The sequence below is a fragment of the Micromonospora antibiotica genome, from assembly GCF_017599305.1.
Lineage (GTDB): Bacteria > Actinomycetota > Actinomycetes > Mycobacteriales > Micromonosporaceae > Micromonospora > Micromonospora antibiotica.
This window is the reverse complement of sequence record NZ_JAGFWR010000023.1, coordinates 14,084-33,847: the sequence shown is the minus strand read 5'-3', so window position 1 is coordinate 33,847 and position 19,764 is coordinate 14,084. Positions and strand designations below refer to the sequence as shown.

The 19,764-nt window shown below is 71.5% G+C and carries 15 protein-coding genes, 1 tRNA gene and 1 pseudogene; 13 read left to right on the top strand and 4 right to left on the bottom strand.

Annotated features, from left to right (window positions below):
- The first annotated feature begins 11 nt into the window (after positions 1 to 11).
- The gene (locus JQN83_RS26455) at positions 12 to 788 is read left to right on the top strand and encodes a glucose 1-dehydrogenase (RefSeq protein WP_208569871.1); all 777 of its coding nucleotides are present in this window, start codon (positions 12 to 14) and stop codon (positions 786 to 788) included.
- Between the two features lie 196 nt (positions 789 to 984).
- Here JQN83_RS26455 and JQN83_RS26450 read toward each other — a convergent pair whose 3' ends face one another.
- Positions 985 to 1,416 carry an SsgA family sporulation/cell division regulator gene (locus JQN83_RS26450; protein WP_053653619.1) on the bottom strand — a complete coding sequence of 144 codons (432 nt, stop codon included), beginning with the start codon at positions 1,414 to 1,416 and terminating at the stop codon, positions 985 to 987.
- Positions 1,417 to 1,709: 293 nt separating this feature from the next.
- Between JQN83_RS26450 and JQN83_RS26445 the strand changes: the two genes are divergently transcribed.
- Together JQN83_RS26445 and JQN83_RS26440 are read left to right on the top strand one after the other, a co-directional pair.
- Positions 1,710 to 2,336, top strand: coding sequence for a TIGR02611 family protein (locus JQN83_RS26445; protein WP_372444140.1), 627 nt, complete (start codon positions 1,710 to 1,712; stop codon positions 2,334 to 2,336).
- 57 nt (positions 2,337 to 2,393) lie between these two features.
- A tRNA-Val gene (locus tag JQN83_RS26440) sits at positions 2,394 to 2,465 on the top strand.
- A gap of 751 nt (positions 2,466 to 3,216) precedes the next feature.
- Here the strand turns inward: JQN83_RS26440 and JQN83_RS26435 are convergent.
- A complete protein-coding gene (locus tag JQN83_RS26435) occupies positions 3,217 to 3,675 on the bottom strand; it encodes an RICIN domain-containing protein (protein WP_208569869.1) in 459 nt (152 codons plus the stop codon).
- A 376-nt stretch (positions 3,676 to 4,051) separates the two neighbouring features.
- On the opposite strand from JQN83_RS26435, the pseudogene JQN83_RS26430 reads away from it, so the two are divergent.
- A pseudogene (locus tag JQN83_RS26430) lies at positions 4,052 to 4,165 on the top strand (NUDIX hydrolase); the annotation flags it as partial.
- A 198-nt stretch (positions 4,166 to 4,363) separates the two neighbouring features.
- On the top strand, positions 4,364 to 4,558 hold the full coding sequence (locus tag JQN83_RS26425; RefSeq protein ID WP_208569868.1) for a helix-hairpin-helix domain-containing protein: 195 nt from the start codon (positions 4,364 to 4,366) through the stop codon (positions 4,556 to 4,558).
- A 94-nt stretch (positions 4,559 to 4,652) separates the two neighbouring features.
- On the opposite strand, the gene JQN83_RS26420 is transcribed toward JQN83_RS26425, so the two are convergent.
- On the bottom strand, positions 4,653 to 5,114 hold the full coding sequence (locus tag JQN83_RS26420; RefSeq protein ID WP_208569867.1) for a hypothetical protein: 462 nt from the start codon (positions 5,112 to 5,114) through the stop codon (positions 4,653 to 4,655).
- A 148-nt stretch (positions 5,115 to 5,262) separates the two neighbouring features.
- Between JQN83_RS26420 and JQN83_RS26415 the strand changes: the two genes are divergently transcribed.
- The 8 genes from JQN83_RS26415 to JQN83_RS26380 all read left to right on the top strand — a co-directional run bounded on the left by JQN83_RS26415 (position 5,263) and on the right by JQN83_RS26380 (position 18,164).
- A complete protein-coding gene (locus tag JQN83_RS26415; RefSeq protein WP_208569866.1) occupies positions 5,263 to 5,694 on the top strand; it encodes a hypothetical protein in 432 nt (143 codons plus the stop codon).
- 24 nt (positions 5,695 to 5,718) lie between these two features.
- Positions 5,719 to 9,423, top strand: a complete 3,705-nt coding sequence (locus JQN83_RS26410) for a hypothetical protein (RefSeq protein ID WP_208569865.1) — start codon at positions 5,719 to 5,721, stop codon at positions 9,421 to 9,423.
- Positions 9,424 to 9,551: 128 nt separating this feature from the next.
- Positions 9,552 to 12,734, top strand: coding sequence for an ATP-binding protein (locus tag JQN83_RS26405; protein WP_208569864.1), 3,183 nt, complete (start codon positions 9,552 to 9,554; stop codon positions 12,732 to 12,734).
- Between the two features lie 146 nt (positions 12,735 to 12,880).
- Entirely contained in the window at positions 12,881 to 13,795 is a 915-nt protein-coding gene (locus JQN83_RS26400; RefSeq protein ID WP_208569863.1) for an NAD-dependent epimerase/dehydratase family protein, read from the top strand.
- 212 nt (positions 13,796 to 14,007) lie between these two features.
- Complete coding sequence (locus tag JQN83_RS26395) at positions 14,008 to 14,853, top strand: alpha/beta fold hydrolase (protein WP_208569862.1); 846 nt, start codon at positions 14,008 to 14,010, stop codon at positions 14,851 to 14,853.
- A 27-nt stretch (positions 14,854 to 14,880) separates the two neighbouring features.
- Positions 14,881 to 16,761, top strand: a complete 1,881-nt coding sequence (locus tag JQN83_RS26390; RefSeq protein ID WP_244253283.1) for a 2-oxoacid:acceptor oxidoreductase subunit alpha — start codon at positions 14,881 to 14,883, stop codon at positions 16,759 to 16,761.
- On the top strand, positions 16,751 to 17,785 hold the full coding sequence (locus tag JQN83_RS26385; protein WP_208569860.1) for a 2-oxoacid:ferredoxin oxidoreductase subunit beta: 1,035 nt from the start codon (positions 16,751 to 16,753) through the stop codon (positions 17,783 to 17,785). The genes JQN83_RS26390 and JQN83_RS26385 overlap by 11 nt, the downstream gene beginning before the upstream one ends.
- Positions 17,786 to 17,948: 163 nt before the next feature.
- A complete protein-coding gene (locus JQN83_RS26380; RefSeq protein WP_244253270.1) occupies positions 17,949 to 18,164 on the top strand; it encodes a DUF5988 family protein in 216 nt (71 codons plus the stop codon).
- Between the two features lie 372 nt (positions 18,165 to 18,536).
- Here the strand turns inward: JQN83_RS26380 and JQN83_RS26375 are convergent, their stop codons facing one another.
- Complete coding sequence (locus JQN83_RS26375; protein ID WP_208569858.1) at positions 18,537 to 19,754, bottom strand: cytochrome P450; 1,218 nt, start codon at positions 19,752 to 19,754, stop codon at positions 18,537 to 18,539.
- Positions 19,755 to 19,764: the final 10 nt, after the last annotated feature.

The following is a 19,764-nucleotide window of genomic DNA, read 5'->3' as shown; positions in this document are numbered from 1 at the left end:
ATGGGGTGCTCATGACGGATCTGTTCTCGGTCGACGGCAAGACGGTCCTGGTCACCGGCGGCTCCCGGGGGATCGGGCTGATGATCGCCCGGGGCTTCGTCCGGGCCGGGGCCACCGTGGTCATCTCGTCCCGCAAGGCAGACGTGTGCGAGGCGGTGGCCAAGGAACTGTCCGCCGAGGGGCGCTGCGAGGCGATCCCCGCCGACCTCAGCGACGACGCGGGCGCCGAGGCCCTCGCCACCGCCGTCGGCGAACGGTACGACCGGCTCGACGTGCTGGTCAACAACGCGGGCGCGACCTGGGGTGCGCCGCTGGAGTCGTACCCGGACGCCGCGTTCGACAAGCTCTGGTCGGTCAACGTGAAGGCGGTTTTCCGGCTCACCACCGCACTGCTGCCGCTGCTGCGCGCGGCAGCCGACGACGACGACCCGGCCCGCGTGATCAACATCGGCTCCATCGACGGCCTCCGGGTGCCGGCCATGGAGGTGTACGCCTACTCCGCGACGAAAGCAGCCGTGCACATGCTCACCCGCAGCCTGGCCCACCAGCTCGCCGCCGAGCGGATCACGGTCAACGCGATCGCCCCGGGCCCGTTCGACAGCAAGATGATGGCCTTCGCCCTGGACGACCCGGCGTCGCGGGCGGCAATCGCCCAGCAGGTGCCGCTCGGTCGGATCGGCCGCCCCGAGGACATGGCCGGCACGGCGATCTACCTGTCGTCGCGGGCCGGGGCGTACCTGACCGGCGCGGTGATCCCGGTGGACGGCGGCATCACCACCCACGGCTGACCGGCGTACCCGACGGGTGGCCGGCCGGGCCCGGGGTCCGGCGGTGGGCGGCCGGGCCTGGGGGTCCGGCGGTCGGGCCGGCGGGCTGGGTCGCGCCGGGTGCCCGACGGTCGGTCCGTACCGGCGGTGCGGACTGGAAGTGGACGGCCGGAGCCGCGCGGACTCGGCAGATCCGCGCGGCTCCGGTACGGGTCGGTCAGCGGCCGGCGAGCAGCCGGGTCACCGCCGTGTCGACGTCCAGGTGCTCGGCCTCCCGGCCGCGCGGGACGACGACGTAGGTCCGGCGCAGGAAGCGCACCAGCACACTGCGCGGGACCTCGAACAGGGCGTTACCGTCGGGCGACGACAGGGCCAGCGCGACGAAGTCGCCGCGCGGGGTGGCCCAGGGCCAGACCCGGACGTCGCCGATGCCGGCCGGCTCGTCGAGGCCGGTGACCAGCAGTTCGCGGGCGAAGGACCAGCTCACCGCCTCGCCCCCGGCCGATTCGGCGTGGAACAGGACATGGACCGCATACGGATCAGCAGGGTCGTAACGCAGGCTGGCACGCACCGGCAATGCGGTGGCGTCAGGCGCGACGAGCCTTAGTGACGTCTCGACCTCTACGGTCGTCGGTCGGATGACACTCATGGACGTTCTCCCCCCGGCACCGCTGCGGAACGCGCGTGTCCCGCTTTTCCCATACTCAGGTGCTACTGCTGGCTACGCTCCGCCATACGCTGACTTCACCCAGTGGTGGGAAGGGGGTCCGAATCGCCGTGAGAATGTGAGAATTCTTGTAGGATTTCCGGTTCTGCCCAGTCGGGAGCCCGTCCGAAGTCGGGTGGTTCAGTCGTCGACTTACTCCGGTAACGTCCAGTGGTCTGCGCAAGTGACGGTCCAGGACGACACTGGGGGGTGAAATGGCCACGAAGCGTTCCTCAGTGGATGCGGTGAGTACGGCCGAGTCACCGAAAGTAGGGGCCCGAGCAGCCAAAAGGCGGGGTGACAGGGTGCCGATCACACCATCGGACCGAGACGGTCGGACGACCTCCGACACCGGGCGCACCGCCGGCGCCTCCCGCGCCGCCCGAGGCCGGTCCCGACCGGCCGCCAACGGACGGGCCCGGGGCGGCGCGGGCCGGTCGGGCCGTACCGCCCTGGCCGCCCGCCCCACCGGCTGGCGCTGGCGGCTGCGCACCACCCTCGAGCTGATCCGGGCCAACCCCACCGGCCGGGTCGCCCTCAAGATATTCATCGCCGTCGCCGGGGCGCTCGTGGTGACCGTCGGCATCGCCCTCATCCCGCTGCCCGGCCCCGGCTGGCTGATCGTCATCGCCGGCCTCGCCATCTGGGCCGTCGAGTTCCACTGGGCCCGCCGACTGCTCGGCTTCACCCGCCGCCACGTCCACGCCTGGACCCGGTGGGCCACCACCAGGTCGCTGCCGGTGCGGTTCCTGCTCGGCTCCGTCGGCCTGGTCTTCGTCGCCGTGGTGCTCTGGCTCTCGCTCAAGTACAGCCTCGGCATCGACCTGGTCGCCCAACTGCTGCGCTACCTCGCCACGACCTGAACGGGCACCCCGGGTTTTTGGCTCCGCCCCACGATCGGGTAGAGTCAACGGCGCTGAGGGCGATTAGCTCAGTGGGAGAGCGCTTCGTTCACACCGAAGAGGTCGCTGGTTCGATACCAGCATCGCCCACTCTCAGTTCCGCAGGTCAGAGGCCGCTTCCCGAGTTCGGGAGGTGGCCTTTCTGCTGTCGTACCGCAGCGAAGCACAGCAGCCCGGCTACGGGGTGAGCGATGCGCCGAGGCGCTTGAGGGCGTCCCGGGGGATCCGCATGACGCCCCGTCGAGGTCGGCCAGGAGGGTGGCGCAGGTCCGCCGGGGATCGTGGATGGTGATCGGCGGGACGAGGGCATGCCGGTCGTGCGGGTCGACGTCGTAGCGGCGCAGCAGAACGTGGAAGTGCACCGCGCTCCGGCGTTGCATCCCGGAGACCTTGCCGTGGAATATCCGCGCCGGTGCACCCGGTAGGAGGCGGTGACGACCTGGACCGGGGGAGGCCGCGTCGGCGGCACAGCGCGGTGAGGTGGCGTTCGATGGCCTGTTTGTTGCGCCGCCACAGTTCGTCGGAGTGCGCACGCTGGCTGGCCGGCGAACTGGCGGCTTGCGCGGGGTTGCGGTTCCTGCACCGCTGGTGGGGGCCGCTCCGGATCCAGGATGGCCGGGGTGCTGCCAGCGGCTCGGGGTCCGTGGGTGGTTGTGCGCGGCCATCCCGCCCGCCATTGACGCAGGCTGGCCGAGTAGACCACCGCCCGGCACGCGCGCATCCGTGCGAGCCGTAAAGTCCGCTTGACGTGGCGTACCGGGCGGTGGTCTCCGCCCAGGAAGGCGGGTCGTGGGCAGGTGGGATCGCTAGTAGTGCAGTCCGCGCCGCTGCGGTTCGCAGTTCAGGACAACAGCCACGTCTGACCCTTCTTGCTTCCGTCGCAGCGAGCAGTGGTGACGTTTCCTGCGGCGCTTTCAAGGCACCGCTCCGTAGCGGCATTGTGGATGAACATGCCACCCGTTCCGCCGAGATACCAGCGTTGGTAGGCGCCGCCGTTGCACGCAATCGCGTATACGCTCCCGGACGAGTTGCTGTCCAGGCACAGGCCGGTTTGGTAGTTGACAAACGTCGACTCACCCGAGCTGTTCGGGTTGATCGTCCACTTCTGTCCGCTCGCGCCAGTGCAGGTTTTGGTGGAGACATCGCTCGTAACGTCAAGGCATTTACCGTCGGCGCGATTCGACACCTCTCGCCGAACTGCTGCCGCACTCGCAGGCGCGACTACACCGGCGAAGGCCGTCGTCGTGATCACCATGGCCGCGCAGGCAGCCTGAACTGACTTGCGGTAATTCATTTCCATCCCCGCTCTTCTTGATCGCTTAATGTGAATGATGATGCCGTACGAATTGGAGCTGCATTGTCCTTGAAGGTAACGAATAGGTAACGCCGGTGTGGCGGCTCGAAACTTGTAAGCCAGACGTCGGGCAGCGGCGAGGCGGTGAGAAGGCAGCGTGAGGTCGACGCAGGTCGACAGTGGAGGCAATTGATGACGGTCTGACCTGTTCGTCGATGCTGGCCGCCACCTGCTGGCAGCGGTCGATGGTCTGAAACCGCGTCCTTCCGAGAGGGGGCGGTGTTGGGTGTTTGTCTGGGGGGTGCGCCAGGAGATGCCGCTTGCTACGGGGATGGGGCTCGCGCGGATGCGGACGGGGGTGGTGGATGGGTAGGCGACGGAGTTGACCCGGTGGACCATCCGTGGCGGGCAGGTCGTGGACGACACAAGGCGGGCGCGGCTGAGTACCGCCGAGGTGGAGTTGCCCGACGGGATTCGTTTCGAGCAGTACGTGATCTGAGCGGAGCGCGCGGAACCTACGAGCCGGGGCTTCGCTGCCAGACGTCTCGGGGACTCCTCCGCGAGTTCCTCGGACAACAAGTGTCGGTTGCCGACCAGCGCTGAGTGGCGATGGCCCTATTGCTGTCGACAGCAGCGGCCGTCGGGCCTCGTGCCACGGTCGCGTTGTTGGCTGTGGGTGCGTAGGGTCGGCGATGTGAGTGCCGCCCTCGACACGCTGCCGAAGATCGGTGCACCAGCCACCCGAGCGCTGACCGAAGCGGGCTACCCGACGTTGCGCGACCTCGCGGGCGTGCCGCGCGCCGCGTTGGTCGTCCTGCACGGGGTGGGACCGAAAGCGCTCAGGATCATTCAGAGCGCACTGGAGCAGCACGATCTCAGTCTCGGATAGGGATCCCCGGCAGCAGTGCCATCGGACAACTCGGCGGCGGGCTCCGGTCGCATGGCAACTCCGGGTCTGCCGGTGGTGTGAGCGAGCCGAGAGGTCACCGCTGCGGACGGAAGTCGGGTCCGTCCGGTGTGGTGACCAGCTCCCAGCCGAACGCCTCCAGGGTGATGTCGGTCCGGGCACCGAAAGTCCTGATGAGCTCGGCGACCGGGCCATCCGGGAGACTGTCGGCCCCGTCGGTGAACACCGCTGCGGGGGATGCGTCGAGCTGCTGCGCCACGCACCACGGCAGTGCCAGACCCTCCATGAGGTCCCGGAAGTCGGCAGGCTCCAGACATGCGGCGAGCCCGGTGGCGAGCACCGAGCGACAGAGCAGTTCGGGAGACCTCTTCCGGAGCGCCAGCGTGGCGAGACGGATGCCGTAACGTCCGAGGGCAACCGCGACAGCGGGATCAAGGGAGCCGACGAATCCCTGATCCAGACGACGGGGTGCGCGCGTAAGGATCGCCGCCGCCAGGTGGTCCTGCTTCCCCGGGATTCGGTCCAGGTTGGGCTGCACGAGGCCATGATCGCAGATGCGGCCCGGCCCTTCGTCCTCGCTGGGTAAAGGTAACCACCGCACTGACGTGGCCGGCCGGGCCGCGTGGTGTGGCGTACTGAATCGGGGATTCACTGTCTGTCCACTGGGGCGACCTACTCTGCCTGGCATGACATCGAAGCGTTTCGAGCTCCGGCGGGTGTTGGCGACGGTCGTCGCGTCGATCGGCGCGGTCGCGCTGGTCGTGGCGCCCACGACGCCCGCCTCGGCCTCCACCATCCGCGACGGGTGGGTGCAGCTCTGCCCCTGGGGCAACTACCGGGTGCACCTCGAGTACCTGGCGCTCAACAACCAGACCCTGCCCCTGGGCCCGGTCCTCGACCCGGGGGCCGACTGCTGGTGGGGGCCGGTGCCGACCGGCAGCGAGGCCACCCTGATCTCGGTCGTCGGGCACTTCAACACCAGCACCGACACCTTCCTGGTGATCGGCCCGAACCGGAAGTACGAGACGTTCTACAACGGCGTCACCGGGATCGGCATCGCCGCCGAGGGCACGACCGCCTCCGGTGGCCGTAAGGACGCGCACTACTACCGGTACTGATCCACCCTGAACAGGGAGACGCTCATGGTCCGCGCTGCCCGCGTACTGCTGGGGCTGTTGCTCATCTCGACGGTCGCCGTGCCCCCGCCGTCGTCGGCGCAGGCGGCGGCCCGGCCGGCGGGGGTGCCGCCGTCGACAGGCGGGGCGGCGTCGCTGGTGGCGGGCGTCGCGGGGGATGCCGAGCTGACCGCCGGCAACCGGATCGGCGGGGTCGCCGGGATGCCCGACTGGTCCCGGGTCGGCTATCTCGGCGGCCAGTCGTTGCCGACCGACGGAGATCTGGCCGGCGGCGCCTGCACGATCGACCCGGCCCGGCTGGCCGGTGAGTTCGGGGTCCGCGCGGACGACTCGGTGGACGACAGCGTGGGCCTCCAGTCGGCCATCGACCGGATCAAGGCCAACTGCTCGCCGTCCGGCAACGCCCGCCGGCTCTCGCTGATCGCGCTGCCGGCCGGGCGGATCGACATCTCCCGGCAGATCTACGTCGACGCGAACTTCCTGGTGCTGCGGGGCCAGGGCGCGGGCAGCGGCGGGACCCGGGTGGTGTTCCGGCCGGACGTCAACACCCGGTACGACACGCTGACCGCCGACGGCAGCCGGTGGAACCAGGACACCATGACGTTCGGCTCGGCACCGGACACCGGCACCGGGGGCTGGATCTGGCCGGGCCGGGCGTTGTTCAAGGTGCAGACCCGCGAGGTCGCCGAACGGTACGCCGACGAGTGGTCCGCCGCCCCTGCCAACCGTAAGGACCTTTTCGAGGGCTCGATCAACCAGCACTGGGCCTCCGGCCAGAAACTGGGATCGGCCTCCACCGACCCGGGATTCTCGGCCCGCGCCGGGCAGAACGTGATCCGGCTCGACGTCAAGGCGAAGATGGACGGCTTCCGGGTCGGCGGCTACGTCTGGGTCGGGGTCGCCAACAGCCTGCGCTTCTACGAGCAGCAGGGGCTCGCGCCGGACGACCCGGGCACCCGCGAGAACCTGCACATGCGCCAGCAGATGTTCCGGGCGACCGCCGTGAACACGTCGGCGAAGACCGTCACCCTGGACCGCCCGCTGGAGTACGACGCGCCGGTCGACTCCACCTCGGACGGCTCCGCGCCGATCGCCGGCAACGTCTACACCAGCAAGATCACCCCGCTGCGTGCGGTGGAGGGCGTCGGCTTCGAGAACTTCGCGTTCTCCCAGGAGATGTCCGGCCTGCCCAAGCTGCTCGGTGGCGTCTACCAGCCGAGCCCGACCGACGCCGTGCACAACTACGGCAACCTGGCCCCCGAGTACGCCATGCACGGCATCGCCTTCAAGTGGGCCGCGAACAGTTGGGCGCGTGGGTTGGCCGGGTCGATGACCGGCTCGCACCCGATCGTCACCGAGGTCGCCCGCAACCTCCAGATCGAGCACAACACGTTCGACGGGGCGTGGAACAAGGGCAAGGGCGGCAACGGCTACCTGCGCGGCAGCCGGGTCTGGGACTCGCTCTGGGCCTACAACACCAGCCGGAACCTGCGGCACTTCACGTTCCAGTGGTCGGCCAGCGGCAACGTGGCGTTCGGCAACGACCTGGATTCCGACCTCAACCTGCACGGCGGCTGGGAACGCTACAACCTGTTCGAGGGCAACACCGTCCGCGTCCCGTACGAGCACCGGTCCGGCAGTTGCACCGCCAACTGCGGCGGCGAGGGCGGCGAACTGGAGGACGGCACCTGGTTCCCGATCTGGTGGGCGGCGGCGGCAAAGGCGATCAAGTGGTCCGGCGCGTCCGGCCCGCAGAACGTCTTCCACCGCAACACGATGATCAAACAGTCCGTCGCCGGGGGTCCCTACCTGCCCTACGAGCCGTACTCCAGCGACGGCGCCGATGCGGAGGCGATCTACCAGTTCGGGTCCGACCAGGCGAATCCGCGCGCGTTCACCCCGCTGAGCCAGGGCGGTGCGGCGATCAAGGACTGGTCCGGCCGGGAGACCGTGAACTACGCCGGCCAGGGTGTCGCGGTACGCACCGGCGAACGGTGGCCGTCGCTGTTCCTGCGCGACGTCGGCCAACTCGAACCACGCGACGGCAACCGCCGGACGGTCGTGACCTGGAACATGCAGGGCGCGGGTTCCAGCGCGGGCGGCACCTACGAGAACAAGTACGCGACCGTGACGGGTTTCCTCAGCGCGGGGGCGCTGGCGGTGGCGCTCCAGGAGGCCGGGTCGCCACCGGCCGGCAGCGCGCACGAGCGGGGCCAGTACACCCAGAACGTGTTCCAGAACAACGGTGTCTTCCCTCCGGTGTACGAGTACTACCTGGGCACCCTGCTCGGTGAACCCACCCGTCACCTGTACTGGTTGAACACGGACACCTCGACGCAGGGCCCGAACCGGGTCAACCTGGCCATCGCCACCGCCCAGCGGGCCGACCAGATCGCCCTGGTCGCCGGGCAGGCGGGTGCCCGGCCGGCGCTCGGCGTGCGGATCGGTGAGACGTTCTTCTTCACCGTGCACGGCTGGTCGGGCAACGGCGCCGGCAACGACATCCCGACCACGCTGGCGAACATCCGCACGTACATCCAGAACAATCCGGGCCCGAACGGCCCGTACGAGTGGATCGTGCTCGGCGACTTCAACCGTGAGCCCCAGGATCTGCGCAACGCCCTACCGGCCAACCAGTACGGCGTGATGGCCCCGGACGGCAACACCCACCCGACCCTGGGGCCGGTACGCACGCTGGACTACGCCGTCACCGCCTACGGCAACGGTGCGCCGAGGCTCTTCCAGGCCCACACGGAGACGACGATCATCAACTCCGACCACCACCCGGTGACCTACGGCTTCGAGTTGCGCGCCGCCGCGGAGGTGCCACCGCTGTCCACGCCGACGATGCCCGGCCGGGCCCTGCTGCGCAACGCGGCCACCACCCGGGTGGCCGACGCCGAGCCCAACGGCGGGCCGCTCGTCGTGGACACCGCGTACGACCCGTCGCGGGCGCAACAGTGGCGGCTGGAATGGGACAACGAGTTCCCCGGTCACCTGCGCCTGCAACGGGTACGGGAGGGCAACTCGACCGACGACCGCTACCTGGGCCTGGCCGACGCCGCCCCGGACGCCCGTGCCGCACTGGGCTGGTCACCGTCGCTGGCCCAGCTGTGGCGGCCGGTGAGCAACGGCGACGGCACGTACACCCTGCTCAACTACCTGACCGGGCAGGCGCTCACCGCGCTGCCGGGCGACTTCCTGCTGGCCGCCCGGGACGCCACCGACTCGCCGTACCAACGCTGGTTCTTCTCCTCATCGACGGACCTCGAACTGCGGCGGGACATCCTGCCCGTCACCGCCCCCGCCGGCACGGAGGCCGAGCTGGGGGTGGCCGGCCCGGACGGTGTCGAGGGCCGACCGGTACAACTGCTGCCCACCACGACCGGTACCAGGGAGTGGCAGCCGGTGCCGGCCGGGCAGCGCGGTGCCGACCGGTGCTTCTATCTGCTCCACGGCGACGAGTACCTGACGTCCACCCCCGACGGGGGCCTGCCCCGGCCCGGCGCCCACGTCGTGCTCGACGACTACGACCCGCACAGCGAGGGACAGCTCTGGTGCGTCCACCAGGACAGCACCTCGATGAGCATCTACAACAACACGGTCGTGCAGGGCCAACTCGTCCAGACCTACCTGACCGGCCACGGCCTGAACGCGCACCTGAGTGTGGAGTCCGTGCCGGACAACGGGCGCGACGGCTGGCGCTGGTGAGTGACGCCCGGTCAGCCGGCCACCGCCTCGGGCACGCCCTGCTCTCCGGTCGGCATTGCGGCCTTTCGCGTAAGCTGAAGGCCGTCGATGTCGTCGACGGCCGGGGGTACCGAGGTGTGGCGGGGCTGATGTCGGGACAGGGCGTCGGGGGCGAGCACCGGATCCGCTCGCCAGGCGCACTGCGACTGCAGATCCTCGGCCCGCTCCGGGCCTGGCGGGACGGCGTCGAGCTGGACCCCGGTCCCCGCCAGCGGGCCTACCTGCTCGCCCTGCTCCTGGCCCGCGCCGGTGGGCCGGTCAGCGCCACCGAGCTGATCGACCTCGTCTGGGGAGACGACGCCCCCGCGACCGCGCTCAACGTCATCCACAAGTATGTCGGTGCGCTGCGCCGCCTGCTGGAGCCCGAGCTACCACCCCGCGCGGTCGGCTCCTACCTGCACCGGCACCCGACCGGCTACCGGCTGTCCGCCACGGCGCAGATGCTCGACCTGATCGCCTTCCGCGAGCACGTCGTGGCCGCCGACGCCCACCGGGTCGGAGGGCGGGGCGTGGCCGCCCTCGACGCATACCTGCGGGCGCTCGCGTTGTGGCGGGGGCCGGCCGGTGACGGGCACGTGCACCGGCCGGGTGCCGTCGCCCTCTTCGCGGCGCTGGACGGGGAGTTCCTCGCCGCCGCCGTCGCCGCCGCCGACCTGGCCGTCTCGCTGGGGCAGCCGCACCACGTGCTGGCCCCCCTGCGCCTGGCGGCGACGATGGCACCCCTGCACGAGCCGGTGCAGGCGAGCCTGGTCACCGCGCTGGCCGCCGCCGGTCAGCAGGCACAGGCACTGGCCGTGTTCCGGGCCGTCCGCACCGACCTCGCCGAGCAACTGGGGGTCGACCCCGGCCCGGCCCTGGGGCAGGCCTACCACCGGGCGTTCGGCCCGGCGTCGCCGCGGTCGGTGCCGCCCGTGACACCCCCGCTACAGGCCCCGACCGGTGGCGGCCTGGTCGGCCGGGCCGGCGAACTTGCGGCACTGCGCCACGCGACCACGGCGGCCCTCGCCGGGGGCACCGCGCTCGTGGTCGTCCAGGGCGAGCCCGGGGTCGGCAAGACCCGGCTGCTCCGGGAGGCCACCGCAGAGGCGGAGCAGCGCGGCGCGTTCGTCGTCCGGGGGCACTGCCCCGAGGGCGGCGGCGCCCCCGCGATGTGGCCGTGGGTGCAGGTCATCCGCGCCGTCCTCGACGGGCTGCCCGCCGGGCAACGACACACCTCGGTCGGCCGGGAACTGGGCAGCCTCCTGGAACCGCGCCGGGATGTCCTCGCCGCGCCGGTGCTGCCCGACAACGGCTTCCCGTTCCGGCTCTTCGAGCAGGTCGTCGCGATCATCGCGGCGGCCTCGGCGCAGCGGCCGATGGTGCTCGTGCTCGACGACCTGCAGTGGGCTGACAGTGCGTCACTCCAACTGGTCAGCCACCTCGCGGCCCGCCTGCCCGACCGCACCACGCTGATCGGTGCGCTACGCGACCGCGCCCCCACCCCCGGCTCCGCACTGTCCCGGATGCTCGCCACGCTCAGCCGGCTCCCCGGCCACCAGCGGATCATCCTCGGCAACCTCAACGAAGCCGAGGTGGCCGAACTCATCCGCCGGGAGACCGGTGCCGTGCCCACCCCCGATGCGACCCGCGGCATCCTCGCCCGCACCGCCGGGAACCCGTTCTTCGTCCGGGAGCTGTCCCGCCTGCTCAACGACCGGCCCCGGGGGCGGGCCGGCGTGCCGGCCACCGTACGGGACGTGGTCATCGACCGGATGGCCGGGCTGGACGCCGACGCCCGCGACCTGCTCCGGATCGCCGCGTTTATCGGCCGGGACGTGGAACTCGGACTGCTCGCCCGCGCCGCCGGCCTCGACCTCGACGGCTGCCTCGAACGGTTGGAACCGGTGCAGGCGCTCGGCATGCTGGAGAGCCGGCCGGACGATCCGTTCTCGCTGAGATTCGCCCACGACCTGGTGCGCGAGGCGGTGGCCGCGACGACCCGACCGGCACAGGTCGGGCAGCTGCACCTGCGTATCGCAGACGCGCTGGAACGGGGCGGGCCGGACGCCGAGACGGTGGCCGAGCGCCTCGCGCACCACCTGTGGTCCGCCGGTCTGCTCGCCGAGCCGGCCCGGACGGCCCGGGCGCTGATCCGCGCGGGCCGGCACGCGGCGGGCAAGTCGGCGCTCGACGTCGCCGAGCGACACCTGCGCGCGGCGGTGCAGGTGGCCCGCGGCGCGGGCCTCGCCGAGTGGGAGCTGGCCGCGCTGGCCCAGCTCACCGCGGTCCTCGGGATGCGGTCGATGTACGGCTTCGCGGTGACCGACCTGCTGGAGCGGGCCGAGCACCTGGCCTGTGGCCTCGGCCTGGAACGGGAGGCGGCCAGCTTCCTCTACTCCCGCTGGGCCGCCCTGGTCCAAGCGATCGAGCTGGACCGCAGCGCCCCGTTGGCCCGCCGGCTGCTGCGCTGGGGCGAGGAGTCCGGCGATCCGTGGGTGCTCGCCTGCGGTCTGCACGCCTGGGGCCTGCAACAGTGGGACTACGGGGAGATCGGCGAGGCGATCCGCTGGCTCGACCGGTCCCGGGACATGATCTTCGACATTCCGCGCCGGGACGGGGACCCAGTGCGGCACGACCTCCAGCTGCTGATGGCCGCGATGCTGGCCGAGGTCACCACGTTGCACGGTGCGGTGGCGGACGGGCGGGCCCTGCTCGCCGGGCTCGAAGACCTGGCCGGCGAGGACCCGTACATGCTCACGGTGTGGGCGTGCGCCGCCACCCGCATCGCGGTGATCGTCGGCGATCCGGTGCTGGCGCTGCGCGCCTCCGGGCGGGGGATAGCGGTCGATCCCGGGTTCTCCTTCGTCTTCCTCGGCACCTACCAGCGGCTGGCCCGCTACTGGGCGCTGGCGGTCACCGGCCGGGACCCGATCGGCAACGCGGACCGGGCGCGACAGCTCATCGCCTCGCACCTGCTCGACCCGCCCCGCTCGGACGTCGCCGCCTGGCACGGGCTGCTCGGCGAGATGCTCATCGCCGGTGGGGCGGTCCACGCCGCCGCGACGGCGCTCGACCAGGCCGACTTCTATCTGGAATCCTGCGGTCAGCGCCATCCGGAAGGGCTGCTGCTCCTGCTACGGGCCCGGCTCCTGCGGGCCCAGGGTGCGCCGGTCGAGGTCGTGACCGCCGCCGCCGAGCAGGCACGGGCGGTGTCCGCCGAGCGGGGGGCGTTCCTGCACACCCGTCGCGCCGAACGGCTCCTCGCCGAACTGGCGACCCTGCCCACGCGATAGCGGCGTCGACCGTGGCGGGCATCCTGCCGTACGGCCTCCGGCACGTCCTCGGTGACCGCTACGTGCCGTTCGGTTTCGGCACCTGACAGCACCTCGCGGCGGTGCACCGCTTGACAAGCCGCCCCGTCCGGAGTGGACGATGGGACGTGAGAATTCTCGTGGTGGGCGGCAGCGGCCTGATCGGCACCCATGTGGTCGGGGTGCTGCGCGGGCGGGGCCACCCGGTCACCACGGTGGCCCGTACCGCCCAGCCGGGCGTCGACCACCTGCTCGATCTGGAGTCCGCCGCGATCGACGACCTCCGGTCGTTGCTCGCCGGCCACGACGGGGTCGTCCTCGCCACCCGGGCGGACGAGCAGCGGGTGCTGCCCCGGCCGATCCACCCGCTCCTGCGTCGGGAACTCGTCGACCCGGTGGTGCGCCTGTTCACCGCCGCCCGCGAGGAGGGGCTCACCCGGGGGGTCGTCATGGGCTCCTACTACACCCACTTCGACCGGTTGCATCCACGGTGGCGTCTCACGACCCGCCACTCGTACATCAGGTGTCGGTGGGAACAGGCCCGGGAGGGCCGGGCCGCCGCCGGCCCGGATCTGCCGGTCACCGTGCTGGAGTTGCCGTTCGTGTTCGGCCGGACCGGCGACCGGCTGCCCAACTGGGCCGGCCCGCTCGACCGGTGGGCACGGTCCCGGGCGCCGCTGGCGGTCCCCGTCGGTGGAACGGCCGCCGCTTCGGCGCGCAGCGTGGCCGAGGTCGCCGTCGACGCGCTCGAACAGGCCCGGGGCGAGGACGTCCCGGTCGCCGACGAGAATCTCACCTGGGCGGCGATGATGGGCCGCATCGCCGACGCGGTCGGCCGTCCCCGTCGGGTCGGCCGTCTGCCCGCCCCCGTCGTCCGCGCCTCGCTGGGCTGCGGTGGCCTGCTGCACGGTCTCGCGCGCCGGGAGGCGGGCCTCAACCCGACCCACCTCGGCGACCTGCTGCTGGCCGAACTGTTCATCACGCCCACCACCGGCCGGTCGCTGGAACCGGCGCTGCGCGCCACCTTCGCCCCCACCACCTAGACACGCCGTCGGGCGGCGACGGGGTCAGGCGCGCCACCGCCGGGCGGCGACGGGGTCAGGCACGCCACCGCCGGGTGCGCTGCCGGTGGGCATGCCCGCGCGTCGGACGTTGCCGCCGCCCAGGCACGCCGCAGGATGGCCCGCGTCGGGCGGGCGGTGCGCTACAGCCACACGCAAGGTTCGCGTTAGGTCCGCCCGCGACGATCGGGCGTATGAGTGAGATCGGTCGCACGCTTCGGGTTCCGGACGCCAACCTGTACTACCAGATCTGTGGTTCCGGGCCGGTGCTGCTGATACTCCAGGGCGGGGACGGGGACGCCGACCGGGCGGCCGGTCTGGTCGAGCAGCTCGCCGACGCGTACACGGTGGTCACCTACGACCGGCGTGGCCTGTCGCGCAGCGTCATCGACCCCGACGACGGGCGTCCGGTGCCCGTGGAGACCCACGCCGACGACGTGCACCGGCTGTTGGCCGAGGTGACCTCGGAGCCGGCGGTGGTGTTCGGTTCGAGCATCGGCGGCCTCACCGGGCTGCACCTGGCCACCCGGCACCCGGAACAGGTCCGGGTGCTGGTCACGCACGAGCCGCCGATCCTCGACCTGCTGGCCGACGACATGTGCCGCACGGTCAACGCCGGTCTGGACGAGGCGGAGGAGCTGCACCGGGGCACCGGTGGCCTGCCGGCCCTGCTACGCCTCGGCGCGCTCAACGGCGTGGACTTCCGCCGGTTGGAGACCGAGCCGGGGGTGACCATGTCCCCACCCGACGAGCGGCGCACCGCGAACATCGAGTTCTTCCTGGCCCGGGACCTGCCCGCGTTCCGGGACTACCGGCTCGACATGGACGATCTCGACGCGATGAAGACCGCGCCGACCCGGGTCGTCCCGGCCGGCGGGCAGGACTCGCACGGCGTGTGGGGCTACGTCGCCGCCGAGCGCCTCGCGGCCCACCTCGGGGTGGCGACCACGGATTTCCCCGGCGGGCACGCCGGCCTGACCACCCACCCCCGCGCCTTCGCCGCCCGGCTGCGCGAGGTGCTCTCCAGTTTCGGCGTCTGACGATCGGGAGGCGAGACCATGACGACGATGGTGCACGACACGACGACGACCGGCGCGGCGACGGAACAGGCTCCGGTCCGGCAGCTCGACCGGGTGGTCATCCGCTTCGCGGGTGACTCGGGCGACGGGATGCAGCTCACCGGGGACCGGTTCACCTCGGAGACCGCCCAACTCGGCAACGACATCGCGACGCTGCCCAACTTCCCGGCCGAGATCCGGGCGCCAGCCGGCACCCTGCCGGGCGTGTCGAGCTTCCAGCTCCACTTCTCCGCCTCCGACGCCCTCACCCCCGGCGACGCACCCGACGTCCTGGTCGCGATGAACCCGGCCGCGCTCCGGGCGAACCTCGCCGACCTGCGGCGCGGCGCGGCGATCATCGTCGACACCGACGAGTTCACCGGACGCCAACTGACGAAGGTCGGTTACCGGGCCAACCCGCTGGAGGACGGTTCGCTCGACGGGTACGAGGTCCATCCGGTGCCGCTGACCACGCTGACCATCGGCGCGCTCGCCGACACGGGGGTGTCGAAGCGGGACGCCGAACGGGCCAAGAACATGTTCGCGCTCGGCCTGCTGAGCTGGATCTACGCCCGTCCGTTCGCGTCGACCCTGCGGTTCCTGGAACGCAAGTTCGCCACCCGCCCGGAGTTGGCCGCCGCGAACGTCACCGCCTTCCGGGCCGGCTGGAACTACGGCGAGACCACCGAGGACTTCACCGTCCGGTACGAGGTCGCGCCGGCCCCGATGCCGCCCGGGCGGTACCGCAACATCACCGGCAACGCGGCGTTGGCGCTGGGCCTGGTGGCGGCCGGCGTCCGGTCGGAGCTGCCGGTCTTCCTGGGGGCGTACCCGATCACGCCCGCCTCGGACATCCTGCACGAGCTGTCGAAGCACAAGCGGTTCGGCATCACCACCGTGCAGGCCGAGGACGAGATCGCGGCGATCGGCGCGGCCCTGGGCGCCTCCTACGGCGGGGCGCTGGGGGTGACCACCACCTCGGGGCCGGGGGTGGCGCTCAAGGGTGAGACGATCTCCCTGGCGGTCGCGCTGGAATTGCCGCTGGTCGTCATCGACGTGCAGCGCGCCGGCCCGTCGACCGGGATGCCGACCAAGACCGAACAGGCCGACCTGGACATCGCGCTGTTCGGCCGCCACGGCGAGGCGCCACTGGCGGTGATCGCCCCGGCGACACCGGCGGACTGCTTCGCCGCGGCGATCGAGGCGGCCCGGATCGCGCTGACCTACCGCACCCCCGTCATCCTGCTGTCGGACAACTACGTGGCCAACGGCTCCGAGCCGTGGCTGCTGCCCGACGTGTCCCGGCTGCCCGACCTCCGGGTCAGCTTCGCCCGGGAACCCAACGGCCCGGACGGCCGGTTCCTGCCGTACCTGCGGGACCCGCAGACGATGGCCCGGCCGTGGGCGGTGCCGGGCACCCCGGGGTTGGCGCACCGGATCGGCGGCCTGGAGAAGGCGGACGGCACCGGCGACATCTCGTACGACCCGGCCAACCACGACCTCATGGTCCGCACCCGGGCGGCCCGCATCGCGTCGATCCCGGTGCCCGACCTGGAGGTGGAGGACCCGGACCCGGACACCCGGGTGCTGGTGCTCGGCTGGGGCTCGACGTACGGGCCGATCACGGCGGCGTGCCGGGCGCTGCGCCGACGGGGACTTGCCGTGGCGCAGGTCCACCTGCGGCACCTGAACCCCCTGCCGGCGAACCTCGGCGACGTCCTGGCCCGCTACGACCGGGTGGTCGTCCCCGAGATGAACCTGGGGCAACTCGCCCGGGTGCTGCGCGCCCGGTACCTGGTCGACGTGGTGTCCCACACCAAGGTCGAGGGTTCGCCGTTCACCACCGGCGAACTGGCGAACGTCTTCGAGAGGATGATCGGTGATGCCTGAGGTCGCCCTGTCGTTGACCGCCCGGGACTTCCGCTCCGACCAGGAGGTCCGCTGGTGCCCCGGGTGCGGTGACTACGCCATCCTCGCCGCGGTGCAGGGGTTCCTGCCCGAGTTGGGCATCCCGCGCGAGAACATCGTCTTCATCTCCGGTATCGGCTGCTCGTCGCGCTTCCCGTACTACCTGGACACCTACGGGATGCACTCGATCCACGGGCGTGCCCCCGCCATCGCCACCGGCCTGTCCGTCAGCCGGCCCGACCTGTCGGTCTGGGTGGTCACCGGTGACGGCGACGCGCTGTCGATCGGGGGCAACCACCTGATCCACGCCCTGCGCCGCAACGTCAACCTCAAGATCCTGATGTTCAACAACCGGATCTACGGCCTGACCAAGGGGCAGTACTCGCCGACGTCCGAGCTGGGCAAGACCACCAAGTCGACGCCGGTCGGCTCGCCCGACACACCCTTTAACCCGCTCTCGCTGGCGCTCGGCGCCGAGGCGAGCTTCGTCGCCCGTACCCTGGACGCCGACCGTCAGCACCTGCAGTCGGTACTGCGGGCCGCCGCGGCCCACCGCGGCTCGGCGTTCGTCGAGATCTACCAGAACTGCAACATCTTCAACGACGGTGCCTTCGCGCCGCTCAAGGACCCGGACGTCCGCGACGACCACCTGATCCGGCTCACCCACGGCGAGCCGATCCGGTTCGGTGCGGACGGCCGGTTCTGCGTCACGCATCCGCCGGGCGGCTTCGGGCTCGTCGTACGCCGCACCGCGGAGGTGCCCGCCGGCGAGATCGTGGTGCACGACGAGTCGGTCACCGACCCGGCGTACGCGTTCGCGCTGACCCGGCTCTCCGGCTCCGACCTGGGCACCACCCCGGTCGGCGTGTTCCGCGCCATCGACCGGCCCTGCTACGACGACACCGTACGCACGCAGCTCGCGCACGCCACCGCGACCATGCCGCACGATCCGACGGGGATGCTCGCCGAACTGCTCGACAGCGGCGACACCTGGACGATCGGCTGATCGCCGTGCACCGGAGACGAGAGGGGCGGGGCCGAGGACGTCCCCGGACCGTGCGGGCCGGGGACCGGCCCGACATCGTCACCGACCGGGACGTCGGCACCGGCGCTTCCCGACCCCACCGTCGGGCACAGCCCGTCGACCGCACAGAGCCGGAGGTATGGCCATGACCACGTCGCAGGTGAAGGTTCGTCTCGAGGGCGGCCCGAACGGTTTTCCCGACGACTTTCGGGCCCGACTGGTGAGCAGCCTGGAGCCGAAGATCAAAGTCCGGTACGGCTGCGGCTACGAGCACTTCGAGCGCACCGAAGAGTCGCTGACGGCAGTCGACGGTGACGTCGTCATCTACCGCTGGACGGCGCAGACCCGCGTCGCCGAGTGACATTTCCCTCCACCCGCGGTGGCCGCCATCATCCCCCCGATGGCGGCCACCGCGCTGTTCGCACCTGATCCGTGCCCGGCAGTCGGGTCGGGCAGGTAGCGGTCGGCGCGGCCGGCGGACCTGTGCAGGGACCGGGCTCCGGGCGGGTGTGGACGGCGGTTTCGCTTTCGCGCGGACCGGGCTTTCGCGGGGAACGGGCTTTCGCGCGGACCGGGGTTTCGCGGGGACCGGGGTTTCGCGGGGACCGGCCCATGTGGGCCGGGGCATCCCGTGGGGCCGGGTCCGGGTATGCCGGAAGGGTGGTGGCGGGCACGGCACTGGCACCGCCGGCGGGACGTGGCCGGCGGTGCCAATTGGTTCCGCGAATTCAGCTCACCAGGTGACGGGAAGGGAGGTTACGCCACCGGTGAGGGTGAAGTCGCGGAACTCCAGCTCGGCTGGGGGGACAGCGAGCTGGAGGTTGGGGAAGCGGACGAGCAACGTCGCGAACAGGCACTGCAACTCGGCCCGCGCGAGGCTCGACCCGATGCAGAACCGGGGCCCGTGCCCGAACGCGATGTGCCGGTCCGAGTCGCGGGTGATGTCGAAGCGGTCCGGGTCGACGAAGACGTCCGGGTCCCGGTTGGTCGCGGTGAAGGCCAGCAGGACCAGGTCACCGGCCGGTACGTCGGTGCCGCAGACCGTGATGTCCTGGTGCGCGTAGCGGGGCAGGACGTCCTGGGTGGACGGGGCGACCATGCGCAGCATCTCCTCGACCGCGGACGGCACCAGGCTCAGGTCGTTCTGCAGCTTCTCCCGCTGGTCGGGGTGGGTGAGCAGCAGCAGGGTGCCGAGGTCCAGCCGGGTGACCGTGGTCTCATGGCCGGCGAAGAGCAGGCCGGCACCCATCCGGGCGATCTCGTCGTCGGTGAGGTTCTCCTGCTCGGCGACCGCGAGCAGGTCGGAGAAGACGTCCTCGCCCGGCTCGGCCCGCTTGATGTCGATCAGCCGGTACATGTAGGCGACGAGCCGTTCCCAGGCGGCCTTCGCCGCGGCGGGGTCGTCGAGCGCGGTGGCGCCGGCCGAGTAGTGCCGGAACTCGGTGCGGTCCTCCGTCGGCACGCCCAGCAGCTGGCAGATGACCAGGACCGGCAGCGGGAACGAGAGGGCCTCGTGGAAGTCGGCCGGCTGCGGACTCGCCGCGAGATCGTCGAGCAGCTGGTCGACGATCTCCTGCACCTGCCCGCGCAGCTTCTCCACCCGGCGGGCGGCGAACGACGGCCCGATCAGCCGCCGGAACCGCTGCCGGGCGGCGACCTCCTTGTCCGGGGTGCCCAGCGGCCCGGTCAGCACGGCCGCGTTCGCGACCCGGGCCGCCTTGGCCGGCTCCGGGTGCGATCGGCCCAGACGCGGGTCGTTGAGCAGCGTCTTGACCTCCTCGTACCGGGTGACCAGCCACGCCTCGTCACCGGCCGAGGTACGCACCCGGACGATCGGTTGGGTGTCCCGTAGCTCGCGGAACAGGGGTGCGATGCCGTTGACGTCGAACTGGTCGCGCTCGAACGGCAGCGCGGGCAGGTCGACGACGGGCAGGTCGCTGGTGATTGTCATGGTGGATGCT